The 20,793-nt window shown below is 54.0% G+C and carries 24 protein-coding genes, 1 tRNA gene and 2 other RNA genes; 14 read left to right on the top strand and 13 right to left on the bottom strand.

The features are described 5' to 3' along the window. Nucleotides 1–105: 105 nt before the first annotated feature. Nucleotides 106–783 carry an isochorismatase family protein gene (locus tag AB8818_RS06035; RefSeq protein ID WP_025755865.1) on the bottom strand — a complete coding sequence of 226 codons (678 nt, stop codon included), beginning with the start codon at nucleotides 781–783 and terminating at the stop codon, nucleotides 106–108. A 20-nt stretch (nucleotides 784–803) separates the two neighbouring features. Beyond that, nucleotides 804–1,664 (bottom strand): pirin family protein, encoded by an 861-nt coding sequence (locus tag AB8818_RS06030; RefSeq protein ID WP_192983079.1) that lies wholly within the window; start codon nucleotides 1,662–1,664, stop codon nucleotides 804–806. A 109-nt stretch (nucleotides 1,665–1,773) separates the two neighbouring features. On the opposite strand from AB8818_RS06030, the gene AB8818_RS06025 reads away from it, so the two are divergent. After that, the gene (locus tag AB8818_RS06025) at nucleotides 1,774–2,679 is read left to right on the top strand and encodes a LysR family transcriptional regulator (RefSeq protein WP_116340736.1); all 906 of its coding nucleotides are present in this window, start codon (nucleotides 1,774–1,776) and stop codon (nucleotides 2,677–2,679) included. Between the two features lie 117 nt (nucleotides 2,680–2,796). On the opposite strand, the gene AB8818_RS06020 is transcribed toward AB8818_RS06025, so the two are convergent. From AB8818_RS06020 to AB8818_RS06010, 3 genes are all read right to left on the bottom strand, one after another. After that, nucleotides 2,797–2,933, bottom strand: a non-coding RNA gene (locus tag AB8818_RS06020) — RtT sRNA. A 44-nt stretch (nucleotides 2,934–2,977) separates the two neighbouring features. Further along, a non-coding RNA gene (locus tag AB8818_RS06015) (RtT sRNA) lies at nucleotides 2,978–3,113 on the bottom strand. Between the two features lie 45 nt (nucleotides 3,114–3,158). Then, nucleotides 3,159–3,246: transfer RNA gene (locus AB8818_RS06010), tRNA-Ser, on the bottom strand. Nucleotides 3,247–3,478: 232 nt separating this feature from the next. On the opposite strand from AB8818_RS06010, the gene ghrA reads away from it, so the two are divergent. The 4 genes from ghrA to AB8818_RS05990 all read left to right on the top strand — a co-directional run bounded on the left by ghrA (nucleotide 3,479) and on the right by AB8818_RS05990 (nucleotide 6,393). Continuing rightward, complete coding sequence (gene ghrA, locus AB8818_RS06005; protein WP_116340734.1) at nucleotides 3,479–4,417, top strand: glyoxylate/hydroxypyruvate reductase GhrA; 939 nt, start codon at nucleotides 3,479–3,481, stop codon at nucleotides 4,415–4,417. Between the two features lie 84 nt (nucleotides 4,418–4,501). Continuing rightward, nucleotides 4,502–5,239: a phosphatase gene (locus AB8818_RS06000; RefSeq protein ID WP_192983081.1), complete on the top strand. Its 738-nt coding sequence runs from the start codon at nucleotides 4,502–4,504 to the stop codon at nucleotides 5,237–5,239. A 20-nt stretch (nucleotides 5,240–5,259) separates the two neighbouring features. Continuing rightward, entirely contained in the window at nucleotides 5,260–5,814 is a 555-nt protein-coding gene (locus tag AB8818_RS05995) for a molecular chaperone (protein WP_116340732.1), read from the top strand. Nucleotides 5,815–5,910: 96 nt separating this feature from the next. Beyond that, nucleotides 5,911–6,393 (top strand): DUF1097 domain-containing protein, encoded by a 483-nt coding sequence (locus AB8818_RS05990; RefSeq protein WP_162874951.1) that lies wholly within the window; start codon nucleotides 5,911–5,913, stop codon nucleotides 6,391–6,393. Nucleotides 6,394–6,436: 43 nt separating this feature from the next. Here AB8818_RS05990 and csgG read toward each other — a convergent pair whose 3' ends face one another. Genes csgG through csgD form a run of 4 tightly spaced genes read right to left on the bottom strand, consistent with a single transcriptional unit; the run spans nucleotide 6,437 to nucleotide 8,778 of the window. Continuing rightward, entirely contained in the window at nucleotides 6,437–7,270 is an 834-nt protein-coding gene (gene csgG / locus AB8818_RS05985; protein WP_028012674.1) for a curli production assembly/transport protein CsgG, read from the bottom strand. 26 nt (nucleotides 7,271–7,296) lie between these two features. Then, nucleotides 7,297–7,710 carry a curli production assembly/transport protein CsgF gene (gene csgF, locus AB8818_RS05980; protein WP_116340728.1) on the bottom strand — a complete coding sequence of 138 codons (414 nt, stop codon included), beginning with the start codon at nucleotides 7,708–7,710 and terminating at the stop codon, nucleotides 7,297–7,299. 23 nt (nucleotides 7,711–7,733) lie between these two features. Continuing rightward, nucleotides 7,734–8,123, bottom strand: coding sequence for a curli production assembly/transport protein CsgE (csgE, locus tag AB8818_RS05975; protein ID WP_048998812.1), 390 nt, complete (start codon nucleotides 8,121–8,123; stop codon nucleotides 7,734–7,736). A gap of 4 nt (nucleotides 8,124–8,127) precedes the next feature. Further along, nucleotides 8,128–8,778: a biofilm master transcriptional regulator CsgD gene (csgD, locus tag AB8818_RS05970; RefSeq protein WP_028012677.1), complete on the bottom strand. Its 651-nt coding sequence runs from the start codon at nucleotides 8,776–8,778 to the stop codon at nucleotides 8,128–8,130. Between the two features lie 435 nt (nucleotides 8,779–9,213). On the opposite strand from csgD, the gene AB8818_RS05965 reads away from it, so the two are divergent. The 6 genes from AB8818_RS05965 to ymdB all read left to right on the top strand — a co-directional run bounded on the left by AB8818_RS05965 (nucleotide 9,214) and on the right by ymdB (nucleotide 11,999). Then, a complete protein-coding gene (locus AB8818_RS05965; protein WP_163328716.1) occupies nucleotides 9,214–9,387 on the top strand; it encodes a hypothetical protein in 174 nt (57 codons plus the stop codon). Nucleotides 9,388–9,533: 146 nt separating this feature from the next. After that, nucleotides 9,534–9,989, top strand: a complete 456-nt coding sequence (gene csgB, locus AB8818_RS05960) for a curli minor subunit CsgB (RefSeq protein ID WP_116340726.1) — start codon at nucleotides 9,534–9,536, stop codon at nucleotides 9,987–9,989. Nucleotides 9,990–10,030: 41 nt separating this feature from the next. Next, the gene (csgA, locus tag AB8818_RS05955; RefSeq protein ID WP_192981723.1) at nucleotides 10,031–10,489 is read left to right on the top strand and encodes a curli major subunit CsgA; all 459 of its coding nucleotides are present in this window, start codon (nucleotides 10,031–10,033) and stop codon (nucleotides 10,487–10,489) included. A gap of 61 nt (nucleotides 10,490–10,550) precedes the next feature. Beyond that, nucleotides 10,551–10,883, top strand: coding sequence for a curli assembly chaperone CsgC (gene csgC / locus AB8818_RS05950; RefSeq protein ID WP_192981722.1), 333 nt, complete (start codon nucleotides 10,551–10,553; stop codon nucleotides 10,881–10,883). 150 nt (nucleotides 10,884–11,033) lie between these two features. Beyond that, the gene (locus AB8818_RS05945; protein ID WP_163328720.1) at nucleotides 11,034–11,354 is read left to right on the top strand and encodes a type 1 fimbrial protein; all 321 of its coding nucleotides are present in this window, start codon (nucleotides 11,034–11,036) and stop codon (nucleotides 11,352–11,354) included. Between the two features lie 102 nt (nucleotides 11,355–11,456). After that, complete coding sequence (gene ymdB / locus AB8818_RS05940) at nucleotides 11,457–11,999, top strand: O-acetyl-ADP-ribose deacetylase (protein WP_192981721.1); 543 nt, start codon at nucleotides 11,457–11,459, stop codon at nucleotides 11,997–11,999. Nucleotides 12,000–12,032: 33 nt separating this feature from the next. On the opposite strand, the gene mdoC is transcribed toward ymdB, so the two are convergent. Then, nucleotides 12,033–13,172, bottom strand: coding sequence for a glucans biosynthesis protein MdoC (gene mdoC / locus AB8818_RS05935; protein ID WP_192981719.1), 1,140 nt, complete (start codon nucleotides 13,170–13,172; stop codon nucleotides 12,033–12,035). Nucleotides 13,173–13,426: 254 nt separating this feature from the next. Here mdoC and mdoG point away from each other — a divergent pair, with 254 nt between their 5' ends. From mdoG to AB8818_RS05920, 3 genes are all read left to right on the top strand, one after another. Continuing rightward, nucleotides 13,427–14,980, top strand: coding sequence for a glucans biosynthesis protein MdoG (gene mdoG / locus AB8818_RS05930; RefSeq protein WP_116340716.1), 1,554 nt, complete (start codon nucleotides 13,427–13,429; stop codon nucleotides 14,978–14,980). Further along, nucleotides 14,973–17,501: a glucans biosynthesis glucosyltransferase MdoH gene (gene mdoH / locus AB8818_RS05925; RefSeq protein WP_116340714.1), complete on the top strand. Its 2,529-nt coding sequence runs from the start codon at nucleotides 14,973–14,975 to the stop codon at nucleotides 17,499–17,501. Before mdoG ends, mdoH begins: the two co-directional genes overlap by 8 nt. A gap of 84 nt (nucleotides 17,502–17,585) precedes the next feature. Next, nucleotides 17,586–17,813, top strand: coding sequence for a YceK/YidQ family lipoprotein (locus AB8818_RS05920; protein WP_116340712.1), 228 nt, complete (start codon nucleotides 17,586–17,588; stop codon nucleotides 17,811–17,813). Nucleotides 17,814–17,819: 6 nt separating this feature from the next. On the opposite strand, the gene AB8818_RS05915 is transcribed toward AB8818_RS05920, so the two are convergent. The 3 genes from AB8818_RS05915 to AB8818_RS05905 all read right to left on the bottom strand — a co-directional run bounded on the left by AB8818_RS05915 (nucleotide 17,820) and on the right by AB8818_RS05905 (nucleotide 20,577). Beyond that, complete coding sequence (locus AB8818_RS05915; protein ID WP_028012687.1) at nucleotides 17,820–18,194, bottom strand: MysB family protein; 375 nt, start codon at nucleotides 18,192–18,194, stop codon at nucleotides 17,820–17,822. A gap of 97 nt (nucleotides 18,195–18,291) precedes the next feature. After that, entirely contained in the window at nucleotides 18,292–19,509 is a 1,218-nt protein-coding gene (mdtG, locus tag AB8818_RS05910) for a multidrug efflux MFS transporter MdtG (RefSeq protein ID WP_192981717.1), read from the bottom strand. 141 nt (nucleotides 19,510–19,650) lie between these two features. Next, entirely contained in the window at nucleotides 19,651–20,577 is a 927-nt protein-coding gene (locus AB8818_RS05905; protein WP_116340709.1) for a Kdo(2)-lipid IV(A) acyltransferase, read from the bottom strand. Nucleotides 20,578–20,793: the final 216 nt, after the last annotated feature.

Raw genomic sequence — 20,793 nt, 5'->3', positions numbered from 1 at the left:
TACTATAGGGAGTTGCGCTAACACGGTCAAGCAGATTTTCAGCTTTAGTGCCTGTTCGGTTAAGCATTAATCAGCTCCACGGTTTTTACGCCGTGGAGCAGGGGATTAACGCTGTGAATCGAGCACTTCGCTGTTTTTAACCACTTCCTGTGCTTTGCCGTAGCTTTCGATCAACAGCTGGTAAGCCGGGAAGATGTGGGTATACACCTCAGCCCATTCAGCCGCGTCCTCACGGTTCCAGGTACGCTGGATCTCAGAGGCCACCGCGGCGGTATCCATCGGCACAACGCCTGCCTGGACCACACGTGCCAGGGTGATCTCCTGCGCCATTTTGCTGTAGGTGCCGGAAGCATCAATCACCGCAAACACTTTATAGCCATCCGCCACCGCGCTGATGGACGGGAAGGCCATGCAGACGCTGGTGATCGTGCCGGCAATAATTAACGTCTTGCGACCGGTGGCTTTTACCGCCGCCACGAACTCCGGATTATCCCAGGCGTTGATCTCACCTTTGCGTGCCACATACTGGGCATGAGGCGCGTTGGCGTGGATCTCCGGGATAAGCGGGCCGTTCGGTCCCTGTGGAACGGAGGCCGTGGTGATCACCGGGATCTTGGCCAGCGTAGCAATTTTTGCCAGCGCCGCCGCACGGGCGCGCAGCTCCGGCATGGGCATGTCGCCGACGGTCTGGAACAGCCCGCTCTGGTGGTCGATAAGCAGCATGACGGCATCATTTACGTCAATGACCGGACGTGCACCGTTGAAGTTTGCAGGGGTAGACATATTGCGCTCCTTTATTACGTTCAGATCTGGCCGAAGCGGCCGGAATTGAAATCACGAATGGCTTCGTTGATTTCGCTTTTACTGTTCATCACAAATGGGCCATAGCCCACGATGGGTTCATTCAGCGGCTCGCCGGCCATCAGCAGCACTTTGGCATCGCTGTTCGCCTCCAGGTGCAGCTTGTTGCCTTCCTGACTCAATACGACCAGCTGGGCTTCACCTGCCTGCGTTGTACCGTTCACCGTTATGTTGCCTTCAAGCACGACCAGCGCGGTGCTCCAGCCTTCGGGCTGATTGAGCGTCAGATGGCTTCCCTGGTTCAGCGCGATGTCCCAGACGTTCAGCGGTGAGAAAGTGTGCGCAGGGCCGGTAACCTCGTCGTAGCGACCGGCAATCACCCGCAGGGTGCCGCTGTTATCCGGTAGCGTCACAACCGGGATATCGCTTTTGGTGATGCTCTGGTAGCCCGGTGCCGCCAATTTGTCTTTCGCCGGCAGGTTGACCCACAGCTGCATCATTTTCAGCTCGCCACCTTTCTGCGCGAAGGTGCTGGAGTGGAACTCCTCGTGCAGGATGCCTGCGCCTGCCGTCATCCACTGCACGTCGCCCGGGCCAATGACGCCGCCTCTGCCGGTTGAGTCGCGGTGCTCCACTTCCCCGGAGTAGACGATAGTGACCGTTTCAAAGCCGCGATGAGGATGCTCGCCCACGCCGCGTTTCGCGCCGTCCGCCGGGAAGGTGTACGGTCCGGCGTAGTCCAACAGCAGGAACGGGCTCAGCGGCTCGCCGTGCGTCTGGTAAGAAAACATTGAACGAACCGGGAAACCGTCACCGACCCAGTGCGGACGAGGTGCGGTATAAACGCCTGTTACGTTTTTCATGATGAGCTCCTGATGTTCTGTTGATGTAATTAGCTTATATTCAGGGTTAATATCCCGGTAGATAGTGAAATTGACATTCACTGTTCTGAAAATGGAACGATGAGGGCGTATGCAGGATCTCAATGATTTCGCGTGGTTTGTGAAGGTGGTGGACCATGGTGGGTTTGCGGCGGCGGGTCGGGCGCTCGATCAGCCCAAGTCGAAACTGAGCCGCCGGATTGCTCAGCTGGAAGAGCGCCTTGGCGTGCGGTTGATCCAGCGCACTACGCGGCAGTTTACGGTGACCGAAGTCGGGCAGACCTTCTATCAGCACTGTAAAGCGATGATGGTGGAGGCCGAAGCTGCGCAAGAGGCGGTGGCGGCTTTACAGGCCGAGCCGCGCGGTGTGGTCAGGATCACCTGCCCGGTAACCTTGCTGCACGTTCACGTGGGGCCGATGCTGGCACGGTTTATGGCACGCTATCCGGGGATCAATCTTCAGCTTGAGGCCACCAACCGGCGAGTCGATCTGGTGGGCGAGGGCATTGACGTGGCGATCCGCGTTCGTCCACGTCCCTTTGACGACAGCGATCTGGTGTTAAGAGTGCTGGCAGACAGGGGGCACTGCCTGGTGGCGAGCCCTGCGCTGATTGAGCAGATGGGCAACCCTGCCGTGCCCTCTGAGCTGAGCGAATGGCCGGGGTTGAGCATGGGGGCGGGAAAGCAGCTGCATAAATGGGAACTGGGCGGGCCGGACGGGGCAAAAGCGGAGATTCACTTTACGCCGCGCTTGATTACCACCGACATGCTGGCGCTGCGTGAAGCGGCAATGGCGGGGGTAGGGGTCGTGCAGCTGCCGATTTTGATGGTCAAGGATCAGCTGGCATCAGGGGAACTGGTGCGGGTGCTGGACGCATGGGAACCCAGACGGGAAGTGATTCACGCTGTTTATCCTTCCCGGCGTGGTTTACTGCCGTCGGTCAGAACGCTGGTGGATTTTCTTACCGAAGAATATGCCCGGATGGTGGAGGAGTAACAATCCCCTCGCCTTGCGGGCTGAGGAATCCCCCGAAACTAATGCGAGCAGTAAACAATTCCCTCGCCCCTTTGGGGAGAGGGTTAGGGTGAGGGGCTCAGGCCGCAACGAGCTGCTTATAGCACCGGGGGGGATTGACTCGCTTCGCTCGCCCTTCGGGCAGCCTGTTCGCTACGCTCTCAGTCTGTCCAACTGGCTGCGCCAGTTGTCGAACCCCGGTCGGGGATTCTCATCCCCCCCTTATGGAGAATATAAAAGAAAAAAGCCCGTACTTTCGTACGAGCTCTCATCTCAAATATGGCGGTGAGGGGGGGATTGACTCGCTTCGCTCGCCCTTCGGGCAGATTCCTCGCAGGCTCGTCATCTGTCCAACTGGCTGCGCCAGTTGTCGAACCCCGGTCGGGGATTCTCATCCCCCCCCTTACGGAGAATATAAAAGAAAAAAGCTCGTACTTTCGTACGAGCTCTCATCTCAAATATGGCGGTGAGGGGGGGATTCGAACCCCCGATACGTTGCCGTATACACACTTTCCAGGCGTGCTCCTTCAGCCACTCGGACACCTCACCATATTGTCATCCCGTTGTTGTCGGGACGGGCGCTAATGTAAGGAAAAGCCGAACTGCCGTCAACTCACTTTTTCAGTAATTTAGCGCGTTTAGACAAACTTCAGGCAACATGATTCTTAAATGTGCTGAAAGCGTCTTTTTTATCAACAACACAGTCGCGCAATAAATTTGCTATGCTGACCGTCCAGTTAAAAAGCAAACTAAATCAGCGCAATAAAAGGCAGGAATGACTATGGATATACTCTTCTATCACCCCACTTTTGATACGGCTTACTGGATTGAAGCACTTTCTGCGGCGCTGCCGGGCGCTCGCGTTCGTGAATGGAAGCGGGGCGATAACGAACATGCCGACTACGCGCTGGTCTGGCATCCTCCGGTGGAAATGCTTCAGGGCCGTAAGCTGAAGGCCGTGTTTGCACTCGGGGCCGGCGTGGATTCCATTCTGAGCAAACTGAAGGCACACCCTGAAATGCTGCCGGAAGAGATCCCTCTGTTCCGCCTGGAAGATACCGGAATGGGGCAGCAAATGCAGGAATATGCCGTCAGCCAGGTGCTGCACTGGTTCCGCCGCTTCGACGATTATCAAGCCTTTAAACAGCAGGCCCACTGGGAGCCGCTGCCGGATTACCGTCGCGAAGATTTTACAATCGGCATCCTCGGCGCCGGCGTGCTGGGCTCAAAAGTGGCTGAAGCGCTTGCCCCGTGGGGCTTCCCGCTGCGCTGCTGGAGCCGCAGCCGTAAGGATTATCCGGGCGTTGAGAGTTTTGCCGGAACGGATGAGCTTCCGGCCTTCCTGAGCGGCACGCGCGTGCTGATCAACCTGCTGCCCAATACGGCGGAAACGGTAGGGATCATCAATGAAGCCTTGCTCAATCAGCTGGTCGATCAGAGCTACCTGATGAACCTGGCGCGCGGGGTGCATCTGGTCGAGCCGGATCTGCTGAAGGCGCTGGACAGCGGGAAGCTTAAAGGCGCCATGCTGGATGTTTACAGCCGTGAACCGCTGCCGGAGGAAAGCCCGCTGTGGCGACATCCGCGCGTGGCCATGACGCCGCACGTGGCCGCCGTCACGCGACCGGCCGAGGCGGTGGCCTATATCTCGCACACGATCGGTGAAATAGAGAAGGGTAACCCGGTTACCGGGCAGGTCGACAGACAGCGCGGCTACTGAGAGAAACCCGGCGTTCGCCGGGTTTTTGCTAATATTCGCCGCTGATAACTGCTATCCTTTGGAAAAAACGCAGAGGAGAGAAAGATGTATCCCGTTGACCTGCATATGCACACCGTCGCCAGTACCCACGCGTATAGCAACCTCCATGATTATATCGCTCAGGCGAAGCTTAAAGGCATCAAGCTTTTTGCGATAACCGATCACGGCCCGGATATGGCGGATGCGCCGCACTACTGGCATTTTGTGAATATGCGTATCTGGCCGCGTCTGGTGGACGGCATCGGGATACTGCGCGGCATTGAGGCGAACATCAAAAACACCGACGGTGAAATTGACTGCACCGGCCCGATGCTGACCTCCTTAGATCTGATCCTCGCCGGTTTCCATGAGCCGGTTTTCCCGCCGCAGGATACAGAGACCAATACCGCGGCGATGATTGCCACCATTGCCAGCGGCAATGTGCATATCATTAGCCACCCGGGCAACCCGAAGTACCCGATTGATATTCAGGCCGTGGCGCAGGCCGCGGCGAAACACCGCGTGGCGCTGGAGATTAATAACTCCTCGTTCGTGCACTCGCGTAAGGGCAGTGAAGCCAACTGTCGCGAAGTGGCTGCCGCCGTGCGTGATGCGGGTGGCATGGTGGCGCTGGGCTCTGATTCGCACACGGCCTTCACGCTGGGGGATTTCAGCGAGTGCCTGAAAATATTGCAGGATGTGGATTTCCCGGAAGAACGCATCCTGAACGTCACGCCGCGTCGTATGCTCGATTTCCTTGAGTCGCGCGGCATGGCGCCGATTGATGAATTTGCCGATCTTTAATTGAATAACGGAATAAAATAATGAATGAATTCTCCATCCTTTGCCGCGTGCTGGGCTCCCTCTATTATCGCCAGCCGCAGGATCCGCTGCTGGTTCCGCTGTTTACGCTGATTCGCGAAGGTAAGCTGGCGCAGAACTGGCCGCTGGAACAGGATGAGTTACTGGAACGCCTGCAGAAAAGCTGCGATATGCAGCAGATCTCAACGGACTACAACGCGCTGTTCGTAGGCGAAGAGTGCCGCGTGTCGCCGTATCGTTCTGCCTGGCAGGAAGGGGCGACCGAAGCGGAAGTGCGGGCATTTCTCTCCGAACGCGGGATGCCGCTGAGCGATACGCCAGCCGATCATATCGGTACGCTGCTGCTGGCAGCCTCCTGGATCGAAGACAACGCAGGCGACGATGAAAATGAAGCCATCGGGATCCTCTTCGAGACGTATCTGCTGCCGTGGGTCGGAACCTTTCTGGGTAAAGTGGAAGCCCACGCCACCTCTCCGTTCTGGAGAACGCTGGCCCCGCTGACGCGTGACGCCATCGCAGCAATGTGGGACGAGCTGGAAGAAGAAGCTGAAGAGTGATTTTCATCACAAAAATTCTGCAACGATACATTTCCGCATGCACGTACTGTGCTTTCGATCTCATTTCTATGGCGCGCATCTGCTAAGATGCGCGCCATGAACATATTACTTTGTATTGCGATCACGACAGGCATTCTCTCCGGTGTTTGGGGATGGGTAGCGGTGTCTCTCGGTTTATTAAGCTGGGCTGGCTTCCTGGGCTGCACGGCCTATTTCGCCTGTCCTCAGGGCGGGCTGAAAGGGCTCTTTATCTCAGGCTGCACGCTGATGAGCGGCGTGATCTGGGCGCTGGTCATCATGAAGGGCAGCGCGCTGGCGCCGCATCTGGAGATGCTGGGGTACGTCATGACGGGGGTTGTCGCCTTCCTGATGTGCATCCAGGCGAAGCATCTGCTGCTGTCGTTCGTGCCGGGCACCTTTATGGGGGCCTGCGCGACCTTCGCCGGGCAGGGGGACTGGAAGCTGGTGGTTCCTTCCCTGGCGCTGGGACTGCTGTTTGGCTACGCCATGAAGAACAGCGGCCTTTGGCTGGCGGCGCGACGGGAAAAAACGCAAAACATCACCGCGGTGAGTGAATAAAAAAAGGCGAGATAATCATCTCGCCTTTTTTATGCGCTGCCTGTCAGGATTCCGGAGGCACCGACATATCACGGTATTTCACCAGGATCGGGTTCTGCACGTCCGCTTTGTTTTGCAGATCCCACAGCCCGCGATCGATACCATCGTTAATTAAGAAGATCACGCCGGTTTCAATGGCTGACATCAGACACATCATGACCGGTTCGTTAGAGGTGTAGCCAATTTCACCCTCCAGCAGACGCTGGTAGTCGATGAAGCGGAATACCCCAGCCTGAACTTCATAAGACAGTATCGTTTTGCTGGTGTTGACCGAGGAGAGCACTTCACCGGTACTGACGTTAACGACGCGCAGGTTAACCGCAATTTGGTCGAGCTGGTACTGGGTATCCGCGCCGATACCGAAGTAGCGCGCCCCAACGCCGCCCGATTTTACGTTACTCTCGTAACCGATAATCGAACCCTCAATCATCACGTTTGCGGCGGCCAGCGACTGCAGAGGCATCCGGTTATTGTCCGCGACGGTGCCATTCTCCTGCGCGGCGCGAATGATTTTGCGTTCATTTAACAGGTTCTGAAGCCCCTGGCGTTCCAGCGGTATAAACCAGTGCGAATCCTTCAGTGCGGTCACCAGCATGGCGGTGGCGCTTTGCGGCACCGCGGTGGAGAAGTTACTTGCCGGGTAAGGCTTAAATTGCCCGGTTTCATCCTGAATGTTGTATACCGAGACAAATATCTTGCCCGTAGGTGAAGGCAAATGGGTTAAATCACGATAACTCTGGGCCCGGGGCATTAATGTTGGTTTTGCAGCTTCTTTAGGTGGAGCAGTTAAACAACCGCTCAATAAGCACACTGCAACAAATATCAGGAAGCGCTGCATGATCGTTGTCCTTATTTAGCTATTGTTTAAAAGTCAGTTGAATTATTTTGCAGGCCGGAAACCTCTATGGTGGAGGTTTTTCCGGTTTTACGATCGGTCACATTCAACTGGAGCTGTCCGTCCCTGTTGGCGATGTCGACAATAAAGTCGTTGGTCATCATCCGGCCGGGTTTGCCGGTATTAATGTTGGTCAGCAATCCCCCTAAAATCTGCGACTGGATAGCCTGGGTGAAGTTATCCAGTGCGGAAGGGGTATCAACGGTAAAATCCTGATAGCTCGGATCTTTATAAGAGTTTTGTGCCTGGGCTTGATTCAGCAGAAAGGCACCGTTGTTGGGGTTGCCGCCAAAGTTAGGGTTACGGAACTGGAAGGTCATATTTCCGGCCCAGCTAAGGGGAGCAATAAGCATGATCGAAACAACTGCATATGCAATACGCATGACAGCCTCCGCATATCGGTTCGCTAGAACTCATCTTTTGCTAAATCGCTGGTGCTTAATAGGGCTTTATCTATTTGCAGGCGATTAATAGCGTCTTCAGTTTGAGCCAGTGCTAAGGCTACGTTTTTATCGAAGTCTGTTTTCGAGGGGAATAAAAACGTTTGATAAATAACGTCCTGATTGGCCGTTATGGTTATCCAGCTTCCCCAACGTGCACTGGGCCGCTCGTTGATTGTTAAATTACCCGTGTAGGGACTGTCCCATTTATCGCTGAAGGCCCGGTAAAAGCTGTGCCCGATCGATGAGACCGTGTGGTCAGTTAACAATCCGGGAACTTCGACCTCAACGGCCTGCAGGTTCCCAGCAGCGAGCAGGAGACTCGCTGCGGCGATCCAACTCAACGTGCGCTTCATGTCATTAACGCCTGAGGTTATCGTTTGCCCATGAAACAGCCTGAGTTCGGTTTTTAACAGCTATCTTCTTGAAAAGATTATAAAGGTGCGTCTTCACCGTATTTTCGCTGATAAATAACGAACGGGCGATTTCAATATTTGAAGCACCAATGCGTAATTTGTTCAGGATCTCTTTCTCACGGTGGGTGAGCAGCGCTGATTCCGAACTGTTATAGCGGTAATTTCCGGAGTGCGTGATGAGGTAGCTGGCCAGCTTTTGCGAGAAATAGCATTCGCCGCGCAATATGCCTTGCAGACCATCTACCACCCGAACCTCTTCTTCAGTGACGTAGAACACGCCATTGATATGCGGCCAGCTTTCAATATCTCTGAAAGGATATTCATCAGGCGTATTCAATAATAACACGCGGATATTATTGTTTTTCCTGCTTAAGTTATCTTGCCAGTAATGGATAAGCTTTTTATCGGCCTCCATCATATCAAACAGAATGATGCTGCCAGGCGCAATATCATCAAAAGAACGTTGAATATTATGCAATTTCCCGTTCAGTGATAAAGATTGCTTTAAATGTTGTAATAAAGCTGTCGCTTGCAGAGAAGGTTTTGTGATCAACAGTAATGTATGACCATGTAAACTATGGACTTCATTATACATGATGAAACCCCACTTATTTTTGGCACCTGACAGCCGCCCTCTCTGTAAAGAAGAGGGCACCAGAAGTACTGACAGATGTTGCACTGCTGTGTGTAGAAACAGAACATAACCTCCACAGGGAGGTAAATATAAAACCAATTTCGTACATCTAATTTCAATCTAGCTTTTACGAGTTTTAAAGCAAGTGTTAATCATGTAACAAGATGTAAAAATCAATATTAATTTGTGTAAATTGAGGATTTTTAATGTTGTTATTTGATATGAAAGTTGTACATGTAAATAGTTGTGCATAGATTTTAAAAATCATACAAATATTATTAATCAATTGATATTTAAGAGCATTTATTATTTTATTTGGTATGTGTCAAGGTATGAGTAACTGATACTTTCTAAGTCATACCGTTCTGTTTTTTCTGGCTTAAGAAAACTCGCCTTGTGTCACGCACTAAAGAAAATGTCATCCTGGCGTTACGCTTAAACAACGCGGGAAGGGGCATGGGCGGCTTTCTCGCCGTTGTACAGCATGCCACGCATAAATATTTCATAAAAAATAAAACCGGCCTGAGTAATGCCTTTTATGGTGCAAATTACAACTTTGTGGTGAGCTGAAAAATAAAAATAAGCCGCGCGGGTGAGATATTTAAAATGTTTCAGCGGACATACTCTTCACCGTAACGACGCGTTAACAAAAAACGAGTCGTTTAATACGAAATACGATCAAGGTGTTTTCAGGTAGCCGGGTCCAGGGTGACAACATGAAAAACACAGCGTTATTTTTGATGTTTACATTACTGGGTGCGCCTGGATTTGTAACCGCATCGAATTCAGATTTGGCAAACGCTGAATATAATTTTGCGGTTAATGAATTAAGTCATTCATCATTAAATCAGGCAGCCATTATTGGTCAACAGGGCGTGTTTAATGACGCTCAGCTTCGCCAGGAAGGATCGAAACTCTTGTCCGTCATTTCCCAGGATGGGGCAGGCAACAGAGCGAGAGTTGATCAATCAGGGACTTATAATATTGCCTGGATCGATCAGAGCGGTAACGGGAACGATGCAGGCATTACGCAGGATGGATATGGTAATAGTGCGAAAATTATCCAGAAAGGGTCGGGTAATAGAGCGAATATTACGCAGTACGGTACGCAGAAAACCGCAGTTGTAGTGCAGAAACAGTCGCAGATGGCAATTCGCGTTATTCAGCGCTAGTTATTTCGCGACGACGTTAATCAATCCGATGGGGGTTTACCATGAAATTTATCAAAGTGGCAGCACTTGCAGCAATCGTAGTTTCTGGTAGTGCTATGGCTGGTATGATTAATCAGGGCGGATGGGGTCATGGACACGGTCATGGTCATGGCGGATACAGTGGTCCAAATTCAACTCTGAATATTTACCAGAACGGTGGCGGTAACTCAGCGCTGGCCCTGCAGACGGATGCCAGAAATTCCGTTCTGAATATTAGCCAGACCGGTGGTGGTAACGGGGCTGATGTCGGTCAGGGTTCTGACGACAGTAAAATCAACCTGACCCAGAACGGTTTCGGCAACAGTGCGACACTCGATCAGTGGAACAGCAAAAAATCCGTTATGAATGTTAGCCAGTACGGCGGCCTTAACGGTGCGCTCGTAGACCAGACGGCGTCTAACTCCACTGTCAACGTGACCCAGATTGGCTTTGGTAACCACGCGACAGCGCATCAGTACTGATGCTGAAATCTGGAATACAAAAAAACAGGGCCGATGCCCTGTTTTTTTTCGGGAGTTCCTCATGAATACCTTCATTCTCCTTGTCGCGCTTTCCGGGCAGATCGCTTTTAAAACGTCACAGCAGGGAAATATGACAACCATTATTCCGCAGGTCATTTTGTCGGAACCGTGTGATTGTCAGGTTCAGATCCTCTCACTGAAAGAAGGGCAGAGTGGGCAAAGTGCTTCACGGCAGCAAAATACCCTTTTTATCCCCGCTAATCAGGCGATTGATTTAACGCGGTTGAGTTTAACTATTTCTGCGGGAGACACGGTAAAAATCGTAGTCACCGTCACGGATGGAAAAGCGCTTCATTTATCACAGCAGTGGTCGCCAGCCGGGGGTACGCTGTAAATATTCATGAAATCAATGTATTGCGAATATTTGCCGTTGAACTAAGCTGTTATCAGGAACTGCGTTGTTTGGTTCCGTAACGTCAGCCTTCGTTTGCATAATGAAGCGCGTTTGCCCCTCATGGACGATTTTCATTGAGGAGTACATATCGTGACCCACTATTTTGCTCATCTTATTTCAGGTCTGGGCCTGCTCGTTTCTGCTTTTATCGCTCCAGCTTATTCAGCCACTATTGCAGAAGGTGGTGTTATTCACTTTCGCGGTGCAATCGTTGCTGACCCTTGTGAAGTCACACCGCAACAGCGGCAGCTTGCGCTGTCATGCCCGGAAAAAAACCGTATGCAAACGCGTACGATCAGCTATGACGATGCGCTGAACGGCAAGTCGACGGCTTCCAGCCTGGCGACAGTGAATATGACGTACCTGAATCCTGAAAAAACGCTCGCGGTTGTTCAGATCCAGTACCGTTAGTACCCGTGCGCGCCCGCTGGTGGGCGCGGTTTTAGGCCTGTCGTTTTCTCAATAACCCCTCTGCGATACACTTATAAAAAAGGCGGGCAGCAGAGGGGCTTTATGAAACCGCAAATTGAAATTATTCATGCCGATATTACGACCGTCCATGTCGACGTCATCGTCAATGCGGCCAATCCTTCCCTGATGGGGGGAGGAGGAGTAGACGGCGCTATTCATCGGGCTGCCGGACCGCAGTTACTGGAAGCCTGTAAAATCGTGCGTCAGCAACAGGGTGAATGCCCTCCGGGACATGCGGTGATTACGCTTGCGGGCAACCTTCCCGCCAAAGCGGTGATTCATGCTGTCGGGCCCGTGTGGCATGGCGGCGATCGGCATGAAGCGAGTCTTCTGGAAGAGGCATACCGGAACTGTCTACGGCTTGCCGCCGACAACGGCTTCAAAACGATGGCGTTTCCGGCCATCAGCACTGGCGTGTATGGTTATCCAAAGGCGGCTGCGGCAGCCATCGCCGTAGATACCGTCTATCGTTATCTTTCGCTCAAGCCGCTGCCAGAGAAGGTGATTTTTGTCTGCTTCGATGAAGACACCACGCATCTGTATCAGCGTCTTTTGACTCAGCGCAGGCAAGAGCTGGAAAGCTGAAGCAAGCGCGGCGCACGGAGTGCGCCGCGCTGCTCAGGCGGCTTTCGGCTGTGGTTTTCCTGAAAACAGGAAGCGCAGGAGAGGGATCCGCAGATGGATCTCATAGAGTACGACGGCAATCCCCACCACAAACACCAGCCCGGTAAAGAAGCCCAGCGTGTTGGATGCGATATGCGGCGTGATATATGCCCCGAAGAACAGCGTCAGAGGATGATGCACCAGATAGATAAACAGTGAAGCGTTGACGAAGTAGGTCACGCGGCTGGACTTGAAGTTCAGCAAACGGTGGCCGAGCGCGAACACCACATTCACCATCCACAGGCCCAACAGCATAGTGATCACGCTTTCCGTTTCATACATCCAGGCATCGCCGCTCCCGTATCGCTGGTTCAGCAGATAGGCCACGAAGGCGATGGCAGCACCTACCGCGCACCACGGTGACGGGGTAGTAAACAGCGCTTTAAGCTTCGGATGAATAAAGGCCAGTGCGCCGATTAAAAAGAACGGAATGTAGAACAGCGACTGCATCACCACAAAATTGAACAGGCCGTCGCTCAGTATCGGTGGATAGACGATAAACAGCGAGCGTCTCACCGCGGCATAAGCGATCCCCAGCAGTAAGAAGAGCACCGACAGTTTGCCCAGCGTGATGTTGGTGAAGAAAGAGTCGGCCGTCGTGCTGAGATGGCGGCGCAGGCGGCTGAAAATCACCAGACTGACCGTGGTCAGCACCACCAGAACCAGCAGGAACCAGAGGTGAGACACCAGTTCCCAGACCAGTGTGTTGTACTTTTCGTACAGCGAGAGATTCGGCCAGTTTTCCGCCTTGCCTTTAACGTACTGCAGCATAATGAACTGCGGCAGCGTTAGCAGCGGGATGGCGGTTAACATGGGAATACCGACGCGCTCCACGCGCACTTTCCACCAGCGCTTAAGCGGGTAGCGTAAAAAAAGCATGTACGAAAAATAGCCGGATATGACAAAAAACACCTGCATGCGGAAAGCGTGAATAAAGTCATTAAACAGCGTCAGCCACCAGGAGGGCATCTGGCTATTAACATGCCACGTGTGGCTGGAGTAAATCAGTGAAATATGAAAGGGGATCCCCAATAGCATCAGCCATGCCCGGATCGAGTCGAGGAAATATTCCCGTTGTATCGGTGTTGTGCTCATATAACGTTGTGCATTCTCAGACTTTTCGCCTTATCCCTAAGACTCATAATGGTTACATTCGAAGCCAACCCTACACCAAGACCGACACACTGTCTCCAGGATAAGCACGCAAAGTGAATAGCGGGTTCTTTCATTTGCTTAATCCATGAGCCAGCGGCTGAACAAAGCAGTGATTATGTTGTCGGATTGCCTGAGTTTCCATTAAAATGGATCGGATCGATATAAGCACACAAAGGGGGAAGTGCTTACTTATTATGAAACATAAACCACAGATGATGAAAATGCGTTGGTTGGGTGCTGCAGTGGTGTTATCACTGTATACCTCATCGGCACTGGCCTTTAACATCGACGATGTCGCAAAACAGGCAAAATCGATGGCAGGCAAGAGCTACGAAGCGCCGAAAAGTAACTTGCCCTCCGTTTTCCGCGACATGAAGTATGCGGACTATCAGCAGATCCAGTTCAACCACGATAAAGCGTACTGGAACAACATTAAAACCCCGTTCAAGCTTGAATTTTATCATCAGGGTATGTACTTCGACACGCCTGTTGCCATCAATGAAGTGACGGCAACCGCGGTACGCAAGATCAAGTACAGCCCGGATTACTTCAATTTTGGCAATGTGCAACACGACAAAGATACGGTGAAAGACCTGGGCTTCGCAGGCTTCAAAGTCCTTTACCCGATCAACAGCAAAGATAAAAACGACGAAATCGTCAGCATGCTTGGCGCCAGCTACTTCCGCGTGATTGGCGCGGGTCAGGTGTACGGGCTTTCTGCGCGCGGTCTGGCTATTGATACCGCGCTGCCATCAGGTGAAGAGTTCCCGCGTTTCCGTGAGTTCTGGATTGAACGTCCAAAACCAACGGACAAACGTCTGACTATTTATGCGCTGCTCGACTCTCCGCGTGCAACCGGTGCCTATCGCTTTGTGATTATGCCGGGTCGTGACACGGTCGTTGACGTGCAGTCTAAGGTTTACCTGCGTGACAAAGTGGGCAAACTGGGCGTTGCACCGCTGACCAGTATGTTCCTGTTTGGGCCGAACCAGCCGTCACCAGCCACCAACTTCCGCCCGGAACTGCATGACTCCAACGGTCTGTCTATTCATGCCGGCAACGGTGAGTGGATCTGGCGTCCGCTGAATAACCCGAAACATCTGGCGGTCAGCAGCTTTGCGATGGAAAACCCGCAGGGCTTTGGCCTGCTGCAACGTGGCCGTCAGTTCTCTCGCTTTGAAGATCTTGACGACCGCTATGACCTGCGTCCAAGCGCCTGGGTTACGCCGAAAGGCGACTGGGGTAAAGGCAAGGTAGAGCTGGTTGAAATTCCAACCAACGACGAAACCAACGACAACATCGTTGCATACTGGACGCCGGATCAACTGCCGGAAGCCGGTAAAGAGATGAACTTCAAGTACACCATTACCTTCAGCCGCGACGAAGATAAGCTGCATGCGCCGGATAACGCGTATGTGACGCAGACTCGCCGCTCTACGGGTGACGTGAAGCAGTCTAACCTTATCCGTCAGCCTGACGGTACGGTGGCGTTTGTCGTGGACTTCACCGGCCAGGATATGAAGAAACTGGCTCCGGATACTGCGGTGTCGGCCCAGGCCAGCATCGGTGACAACGGTGAAATCGTAGAGAACACCGTGCGTTACAACCCGGTAACCAAAGGCTGGCGTCTGACCCTGCGCGTGAAAGTGAAAGATCCGAAACAGACCACTGAAATGCGTGCTGCGCTGGTCAGTGAAGATCAGCCGCTGAGTGAAACCTGGAGCTACCAGCTACCTGCCAATGAATAATACATCTGAATATATTGATGCCATGCCGCTGACGGATATCGAAAAAGCGGCGCTGCCTAAGAGCGACATCCGCGCGGTTCATACCGCGCTGGATGGCGAACATCGTCAGTTTTCCCGTGATGATGATACGCCGCTGGGGTCAGTCAAGGCGCGTCTGGAGCAGGCCTGGCCGGACTCGCTGGCAGAAGGGCAGTTGATTAAAGACGACGAAGGACGCGATCAGCTTCAGGCCATGCCGAAGGCGACGCGTTCCTCAATGTTCCCCGATCCATGGCGCACCAACCCGGTTGGCCGCTTCTGGGATCGCCTGCGCGGGCGTGACGTCACGCCGCGCTATCTGTCGCGCCTGACGAAAGAAGAGCAGGCCTCTGAACAGAAATGGCGTACCGTGGGCACAATCCGCCGTTATATCCTGCTGCTTCTGACGCTGGCGCAGACGGTTGTCGCGACCTGGTACATGAAAACCATTCTGCCTTACCAGGGCTGGGCGTTTATCAATCCGACTGACATGATGGGCCAGGATCTCTGGGTCTCCTTCATGCAGCTGCTGCCGTACATTCTGCAAAGCGGCATTCTCCTGCTGTTCGCGGTTCTCTTCTGCTGGGTATCGGCCGGTTTCTGGACCGCGCTGATGGGCTTCCTGCAGCTGCTGATGGGACGGGACAAATACAGCATTTCGGCGTCAACGGTCGGGGATGAACCCCTCAATCCTGAGCACCGTACCGCGCTGATTATGCCTATCTGTAACGAAGACGTTGACCGCGTATTTGCGGGCCTGCGTGCGACCTGGGAGTCCGTAAAGGCGACCGGTAACGCGGAGCATTTCGACGTTTACATCCTGAGCGACAGCTACAACCCGGATATCTGCGTGGCAGAGCAAAAAGCCTGGATGGAGTTGATTGCGGAAGTGCAGGGCGAAGGGCAGATCTTCTATCGCCGCCGCCGCCGTCGCGTGAAGCGTAAAAGCGGCAACATCGATGACTTCTGCCGTCGCTGGGGTAACCAGTATAGCTACATGGTTGTGCTGGATGCTGACTCCGTCATGAGCGGTGACTGCCTGAGCGGTCTGGTGCGCCTGATGGAAGCCAACCCGAACGCGGGCATCATTCAGTCTTCGCCAAAAGCGTCCGGTATGGACACCCTGTACGCGCGCTGCCAGCAGTTCGCCACCCGTGTTTACGGGCCGCTGTTTACCGCCGGTCTGCACTTCTGGCAGCTGGGTGAATCGCACTACTGGGGCCACAACGCTATTATCCGCGTGAAGCCGTTCATTGAACACTGTGCGCTGGCGCCGCTGCCGGGCGAGGGTTCGTTTGCCGGTTCGATTCTGTCGCATGACTTCGTGGAAGCGGCGCTGATGCGTCGTGCTGGCTGGGGCGTCTGGATTGCCTACGACCTGCCGGGATCGTACGAAGAGCTGCCGCCGAACCTGCTGGACGAGCTCAAGCGAGACCGCCGCTGGTGTCACGGTAACCTGATGAACTTCCGACTGTTCCTCGTTAAAGGGATGCACCCGGTTCACCGTGCGGTGTTCCTGACGGGCGTGATGTCTTATCTCTCCGCACCGCTGTGGTTTATGTTCCTCGCGCTCTCCACTGCGCTGCAGGTCGTCCATGCCCTGACGGAGCCGCAATACTTCCTGCAACCGCGCCAGCTGTTCCCGGTGTGGCCGCAGTGGCGTCCTGAGCTGGCGATTGCGCTGTTTGCTTCCACCATGGTGCTGCTGTTCCTGCCTAAACTGCTCAGTATCATCCTGATCTGGTGCAAAGGCTCGAAAGAGTACGGCGGTTTCTTCCGCGTGACCCTTTCTCTGCTGCTGGAAGTGCTGTTCTCCGTGCTGCTGGCGCCGGTGCGTATGCTGTTCCACACCGTGTTTGTGGTCAGTGCGTTCCTGGGCTGGGAAGTGGTCTGGAACTCACCGCAGCGTGATGACGACTCCACGCCATGGAGTGAAGCCTTTATGCGCCACGGTTCTCAGCTGCTGCTGGGGCTGGTGTGGGCGGCCGGAATGGCCTGGCTGGATCTGCGCTTCCTGTTCTGGCTGGCACCGATTGTCTTCTCGCTGATCCTGTCGCCGTTTGTGTCTGTGATCTCCAGCCGGTCAACGGTGGGGCTGCGTACCAAGCGCTGGAAACTGTTCCTGATCCCGGAAGAGTATTCCCCGCCGCAGGTGCTGGTGGATACCGATACCTACCTGGAGCAGAACCGCAGCCGCACGCTGGATGATGGCTTTATGCACGCTGTGTTTAACCCGTCATTCAACGCCCTGGCGACGGCGATGGCCACTGCGCGCCACCGCGCAAGCCAGGTGCTGGAGATTGCCCGCGATCGTCACGTTGAGCAGGCGCTTAACGAGACCCCGGAAAAACTCAATCGCGACCGTCGTCTGGTGCTGCTGAGCGATCCGGTCACGATGGCAAGGCTTCACTATCGCGTATGGTCCGCTCCGGAGAAGTATTCTTCGTGGGTGAACTACTACAAAGAGCTGAAGCTGAACCCACTGGCGCTGAAGGCTAAGTAAGTGGTTAAGCAGGGTGGGTAAGCATAGCGCCACCCTCCAGATAAAATACCGGCTGCGAGGCCGGTATTTTTTTAGAGGTTACTGATGAAAATAATCATCGTCGTTATGATGACATGCCTGCTAAGCGGCTGCGGCAGCATCATCAGCCGCACCATTCCAGGGCAGGGCCATGGCAACCAGTACTATCCGGGCGTGAAATGGGATGTACGCGATTCCGCATGGCGCTATCTGACGGTGCTCGATCTGCCGTTTTCGCTGATTTTCGACACGCTGTTGCTGCCGATTGATGCCAGCCACGGCCCGTACGAGTAGCGTAAATTAACGCTCGTCCCACTCATCGGCTGCGGTTTGACCTTCTTCCGTATCCAAAGGTGGCTCGAGCTGAAATTCGCCTTCATCCCACTCGTGCAGCGTATTCTCCTCCAGCCATTCCTGGCGTAACTCGATTTCATCATAGTCGCCATCAAAGACGGCCTGCGCACCTGCACCGCTCAGGACCGGCAAACATTCCCCTTCTTCGCCTTCATCGGCAAAGAATTCGGCCTGCCACATAATATCCCCATCCTGCAGAACGTATTTTTGGATATTAAGTTGTTGCACGTCAGCATCTTCTTCCTCAACACCGGGATTATCGGCAAGGAACTCTTCACGAGCGGCATCAATAGCTTCTTCCAGCGTGGCGTACATGGTCATTGGTGTCTCCCTGTTTTCCAGAAGGTTTCAGGGAAAGAATAGCTGAATATCAGATTCTGCAAGTATGAATGCGAAAATAAGCCGTCAGGCGTTCGTCTTATTCCGTCACCGGCCGTAACGCGCGGGATAAACTGAACCACGAATAAATCGCGTTGAACAGCACCACGCCAGCCGTCACGATAAAGACGGCGCGAAAACCGAAGCTGGCGGAAATACCCGCGCCGAGAAGCGGCCCGGTGACGTTACCGATATCGCGAAATGACTGGTTAAAGCTAAAGATTCGCCCGGCAATCTGGTTCGTGGAGTTGTAGACCAGCAGGGTCTGTACGGCGGGCAGCAACGCCCCGTCGGCGGCGCCCAGCAAAAAGCGAAGCACGCCCAGCTGCCACGGAGAGTGCACCATCGACATGGGGATGAGCAGCAGGACGGAGATAACCAGCGCACAAATCAGGATCTTCTCAGGACCCACGCGGTCCCCCAGCTTCCCCAGCCGCGGCGCACTAAGCAGCGCCGCCACGCCGGGCACGGAGGCAATTAGCCCGCTGATAAAGGCAATATTGCTAACATTACCCGCCAGGTCGCGAACGTACAGCGTCAGAATAGGGGCAATCGATCCGGTTGCTACCTGAATGATCATTGTCGTTACGAACAGGCTCAGCACCAGCCTGGGATTTTTAAGCGAGGTCAGCACGTCTCTGGCGTGAAGCATCTCTTTTTTAGCGACGGGCGTAAATTTTTCACGGATGCAGAGCAGGGTGACAATAAAGCACAGAAACAAAACGCTCGCGGTGATGAAAAAAACCGGGCGCAGGCCGTAGTTATCCGCCAGTAACCCCCCCGCCAGCGGTCCCAGCAGAGCACCGCTCACGCCACCGGTTGAGAGCGTTCCAAGCGCCCAGCCGCTCTTATGGCGAGGCATTTGCGTGGCGATCAGGGCGTTCGCGTTGGGAATAAATCCGCCCAATAAGCCCAGCAATGCGCGCAATATCAGAAACTGCCAGACGTTCTGCGCCACGCCCATCAGCGCCATGATAATGGCCATCCCCAGTGCCGAACGCAGCAGCATGATTTTACGTCCCTTGCGGTCAGCAAGGCCGCCCCAGAAGGGCGAGGCAATGGCGGAAAAGAGAAACGTGATGCTGAATACCAGGCCAGACCACATGTTGAGCGCGCCGTGGCCCGTCACGCCCAACTGCTCAACGTAGAGCGGCAGGAAAGGCATGACCAGGCTAAACGCCGCGCCGGTAAGAAAACAGCCAAGCCACGCAACCGTGAGGTTACGCTTCCAGTTTATGGGGGCATCTGAGGGTGACATAACAATCCGCATAGTGAGGTGCAGAGCACCTGAAGCATGAAGTAATAAGCCTGCTAATTATGCGCCTGGGTTATGATTGCCGCAATGAGGGGGAGCTTTTAAAGCTAAAACAGCATGCGGCCCTGGAGGCCGCATGAGAGATTAATAGCGGGACGGCGTGCCTTCTGGCCGCGTTTTAAAGCGGCGATGCAGCCACATGTACTGTTCTGGCGCCAGCATGATGCACTTCTCCACAACGCCGTTCATCCAGCGCGCGGTGGTTTCCGCATCTTCCAGCGGCGGCGCGAGTTCCGGCTCAAGCATCATCAGCTCGTAGCCTGAGCCATCCGGCATACGGCGGGGAACAAAGGGAACAATGGCGGCTTTGGACATCCGCGCCAGCATCCAGGTGCCGGTCGTGGTGGCGGCCTCGTCGACGGCGAAGAAGGGAACAAAGACGCTGGCCTGTGGGCCATAGTCGTGATCGGGAGCATACCAGACTACTTCACCGGACTTTAGCGCGCGGATCATGCCCTTAAGATCCTTACGGTCGATCATGCTTTTGTTGGAGCGCATGCGGCCGTTGGTCTGAATGAGATCGATAACCGGGTTGTCGTTAGGACGATAAACCCCGATGCCGGGCGCCTGCATGCCGAACATGCGCGCCCCGATTTCCAGCGTCAGGAAATGGACGCCGATCAGCAGCACGCCGGTCTGATTGGCCTGAAGGGTATGCACCGGCTCCATGCCGGTTCCGGTCACCTTGCTCCAGCGCGCCATGCGTTTGTCCGGCCAGAACCACGCCATGCCGGTTTCCATGAGCCCCATTCCGACGGATTCGAAATTCTTCGAGACCATATCATGACGTTCTGCCTCGCTCATCTGCGGAAAGCACAGCTCAAGGTTACGATACGCGATGCGGGCGCGGCGTTTCATAAAGATTTGCGCGAGTCGGCCTAATGATTTACCTAACCGGAAGATAACAGGGTAGGGAAGCTGTACCAGTAGCCATAAAAAGCCAATGCCAAGCCAGGTCATCCAATAGCGGGGGTGCAAAAGGGCGACGGTAAATTTTGGTAACTGGGTCATGTCTTTCCTGTGTTCAAACGTCCTGTTTCGCTATTGTCGCATTTTTTGAGACGTAGCCAAAATATCTGCCGCCGAAACCTGCGCGACGACGGCAATTGTTAAGCCTGATTCATCAGGGTGTGTGAAATGTAGCGTAAATTGTGTGGATGTAAATTGGTTTTGTTTGCTATATGATGCCGACCGATTTTTCATTCTCTCTGACGATTGCAGGACTTG

Origin of the sequence: Enterobacter sp. KB-280D8, assembly GCF_041399405.1 — a bacterium.
Lineage (GTDB): Bacteria > Pseudomonadota > Gammaproteobacteria > Enterobacterales > Enterobacteriaceae > Enterobacter > Enterobacter cloacae_N.
Note: the sequence above shows the minus strand (reverse complement) of the source record. Positions and strands in the feature narration are given on the sequence as shown.

What these genes read in the sequence shown, in the direction of transcription:
- AB8818_RS05990 (WP_162874951.1), top strand. Translation starts at nt 5,911, where the DNA reads ATGAACATATTACTTTGTATTGCGATCACGACAGGCATTCTCTCCGGT.
- mdoH (WP_116340714.1), top strand. Translation starts at nt 14,973, where the DNA reads ATGAATAATACATCTGAATATATTGATGCCATGCCGCTGACGGATATC.
- mdoC (WP_192981719.1), bottom strand. Translation starts at nt 13,172, where the DNA reads ATGAGCACAACACCGATACAACGGGAATATTTCCTCGACTCGATCCGG.
- AB8818_RS05905 (WP_116340709.1), bottom strand. Translation starts at nt 20,577, where the DNA reads ATGACCCAGTTACCAAAATTTACCGTCGCCCTTTTGCACCCCCGCTAT.
- AB8818_RS06025 (WP_116340736.1), top strand. Translation starts at nt 1,774, where the DNA reads ATGCAGGATCTCAATGATTTCGCGTGGTTTGTGAAGGTGGTGGACCAT.
- ymdB (WP_192981721.1), top strand. Translation starts at nt 11,457, where the DNA reads ATGAAACCGCAAATTGAAATTATTCATGCCGATATTACGACCGTCCAT.
- csgG (WP_028012674.1), bottom strand. Translation starts at nt 7,270, where the DNA reads ATGCAGCGCTTCCTGATATTTGTTGCAGTGTGCTTATTGAGCGGTTGT.
- AB8818_RS06030 (WP_192983079.1), bottom strand. Translation starts at nt 1,664, where the DNA reads ATGAAAAACGTAACAGGCGTTTATACCGCACCTCGTCCGCACTGGGTC.
- csgC (WP_192981722.1), top strand. Translation starts at nt 10,551, where the DNA reads ATGAATACCTTCATTCTCCTTGTCGCGCTTTCCGGGCAGATCGCTTTT.
- csgB (WP_116340726.1), top strand. Translation starts at nt 9,534, where the DNA reads ATGAAAAACACAGCGTTATTTTTGATGTTTACATTACTGGGTGCGCCT.
- AB8818_RS06035 (WP_025755865.1), bottom strand. Translation starts at nt 783, where the DNA reads ATGTCTACCCCTGCAAACTTCAACGGTGCACGTCCGGTCATTGACGTA.
- csgE (WP_048998812.1), bottom strand. Translation starts at nt 8,123, where the DNA reads ATGAAGCGCACGTTGAGTTGGATCGCCGCAGCGAGTCTCCTGCTCGCT.
- csgA (WP_192981723.1), top strand. Translation starts at nt 10,031, where the DNA reads ATGAAATTTATCAAAGTGGCAGCACTTGCAGCAATCGTAGTTTCTGGT.
- AB8818_RS05920 (WP_116340712.1), top strand. Translation starts at nt 17,586, where the DNA reads ATGAAAATAATCATCGTCGTTATGATGACATGCCTGCTAAGCGGCTGC.
- AB8818_RS06000 (WP_192983081.1), top strand. Translation starts at nt 4,502, where the DNA reads ATGTATCCCGTTGACCTGCATATGCACACCGTCGCCAGTACCCACGCG.
- csgD (WP_028012677.1), bottom strand. Translation starts at nt 8,778, where the DNA reads ATGTATAATGAAGTCCATAGTTTACATGGTCATACATTACTGTTGATC.
- AB8818_RS05995 (WP_116340732.1), top strand. Translation starts at nt 5,260, where the DNA reads ATGAATGAATTCTCCATCCTTTGCCGCGTGCTGGGCTCCCTCTATTAT.
- csgF (WP_116340728.1), bottom strand. Translation starts at nt 7,710, where the DNA reads ATGCGTATTGCATATGCAGTTGTTTCGATCATGCTTATTGCTCCCCTT.
- mdoG (WP_116340716.1), top strand. Translation starts at nt 13,427, where the DNA reads ATGAAACATAAACCACAGATGATGAAAATGCGTTGGTTGGGTGCTGCA.
- mdtG (WP_192981717.1), bottom strand. Translation starts at nt 19,509, where the DNA reads ATGTCACCCTCAGATGCCCCCATAAACTGGAAGCGTAACCTCACGGTT.
- AB8818_RS05915 (WP_028012687.1), bottom strand. Translation starts at nt 18,194, where the DNA reads ATGACCATGTACGCCACGCTGGAAGAAGCTATTGATGCCGCTCGTGAA.
- ghrA (WP_116340734.1), top strand. Translation starts at nt 3,479, where the DNA reads ATGGATATACTCTTCTATCACCCCACTTTTGATACGGCTTACTGGATT.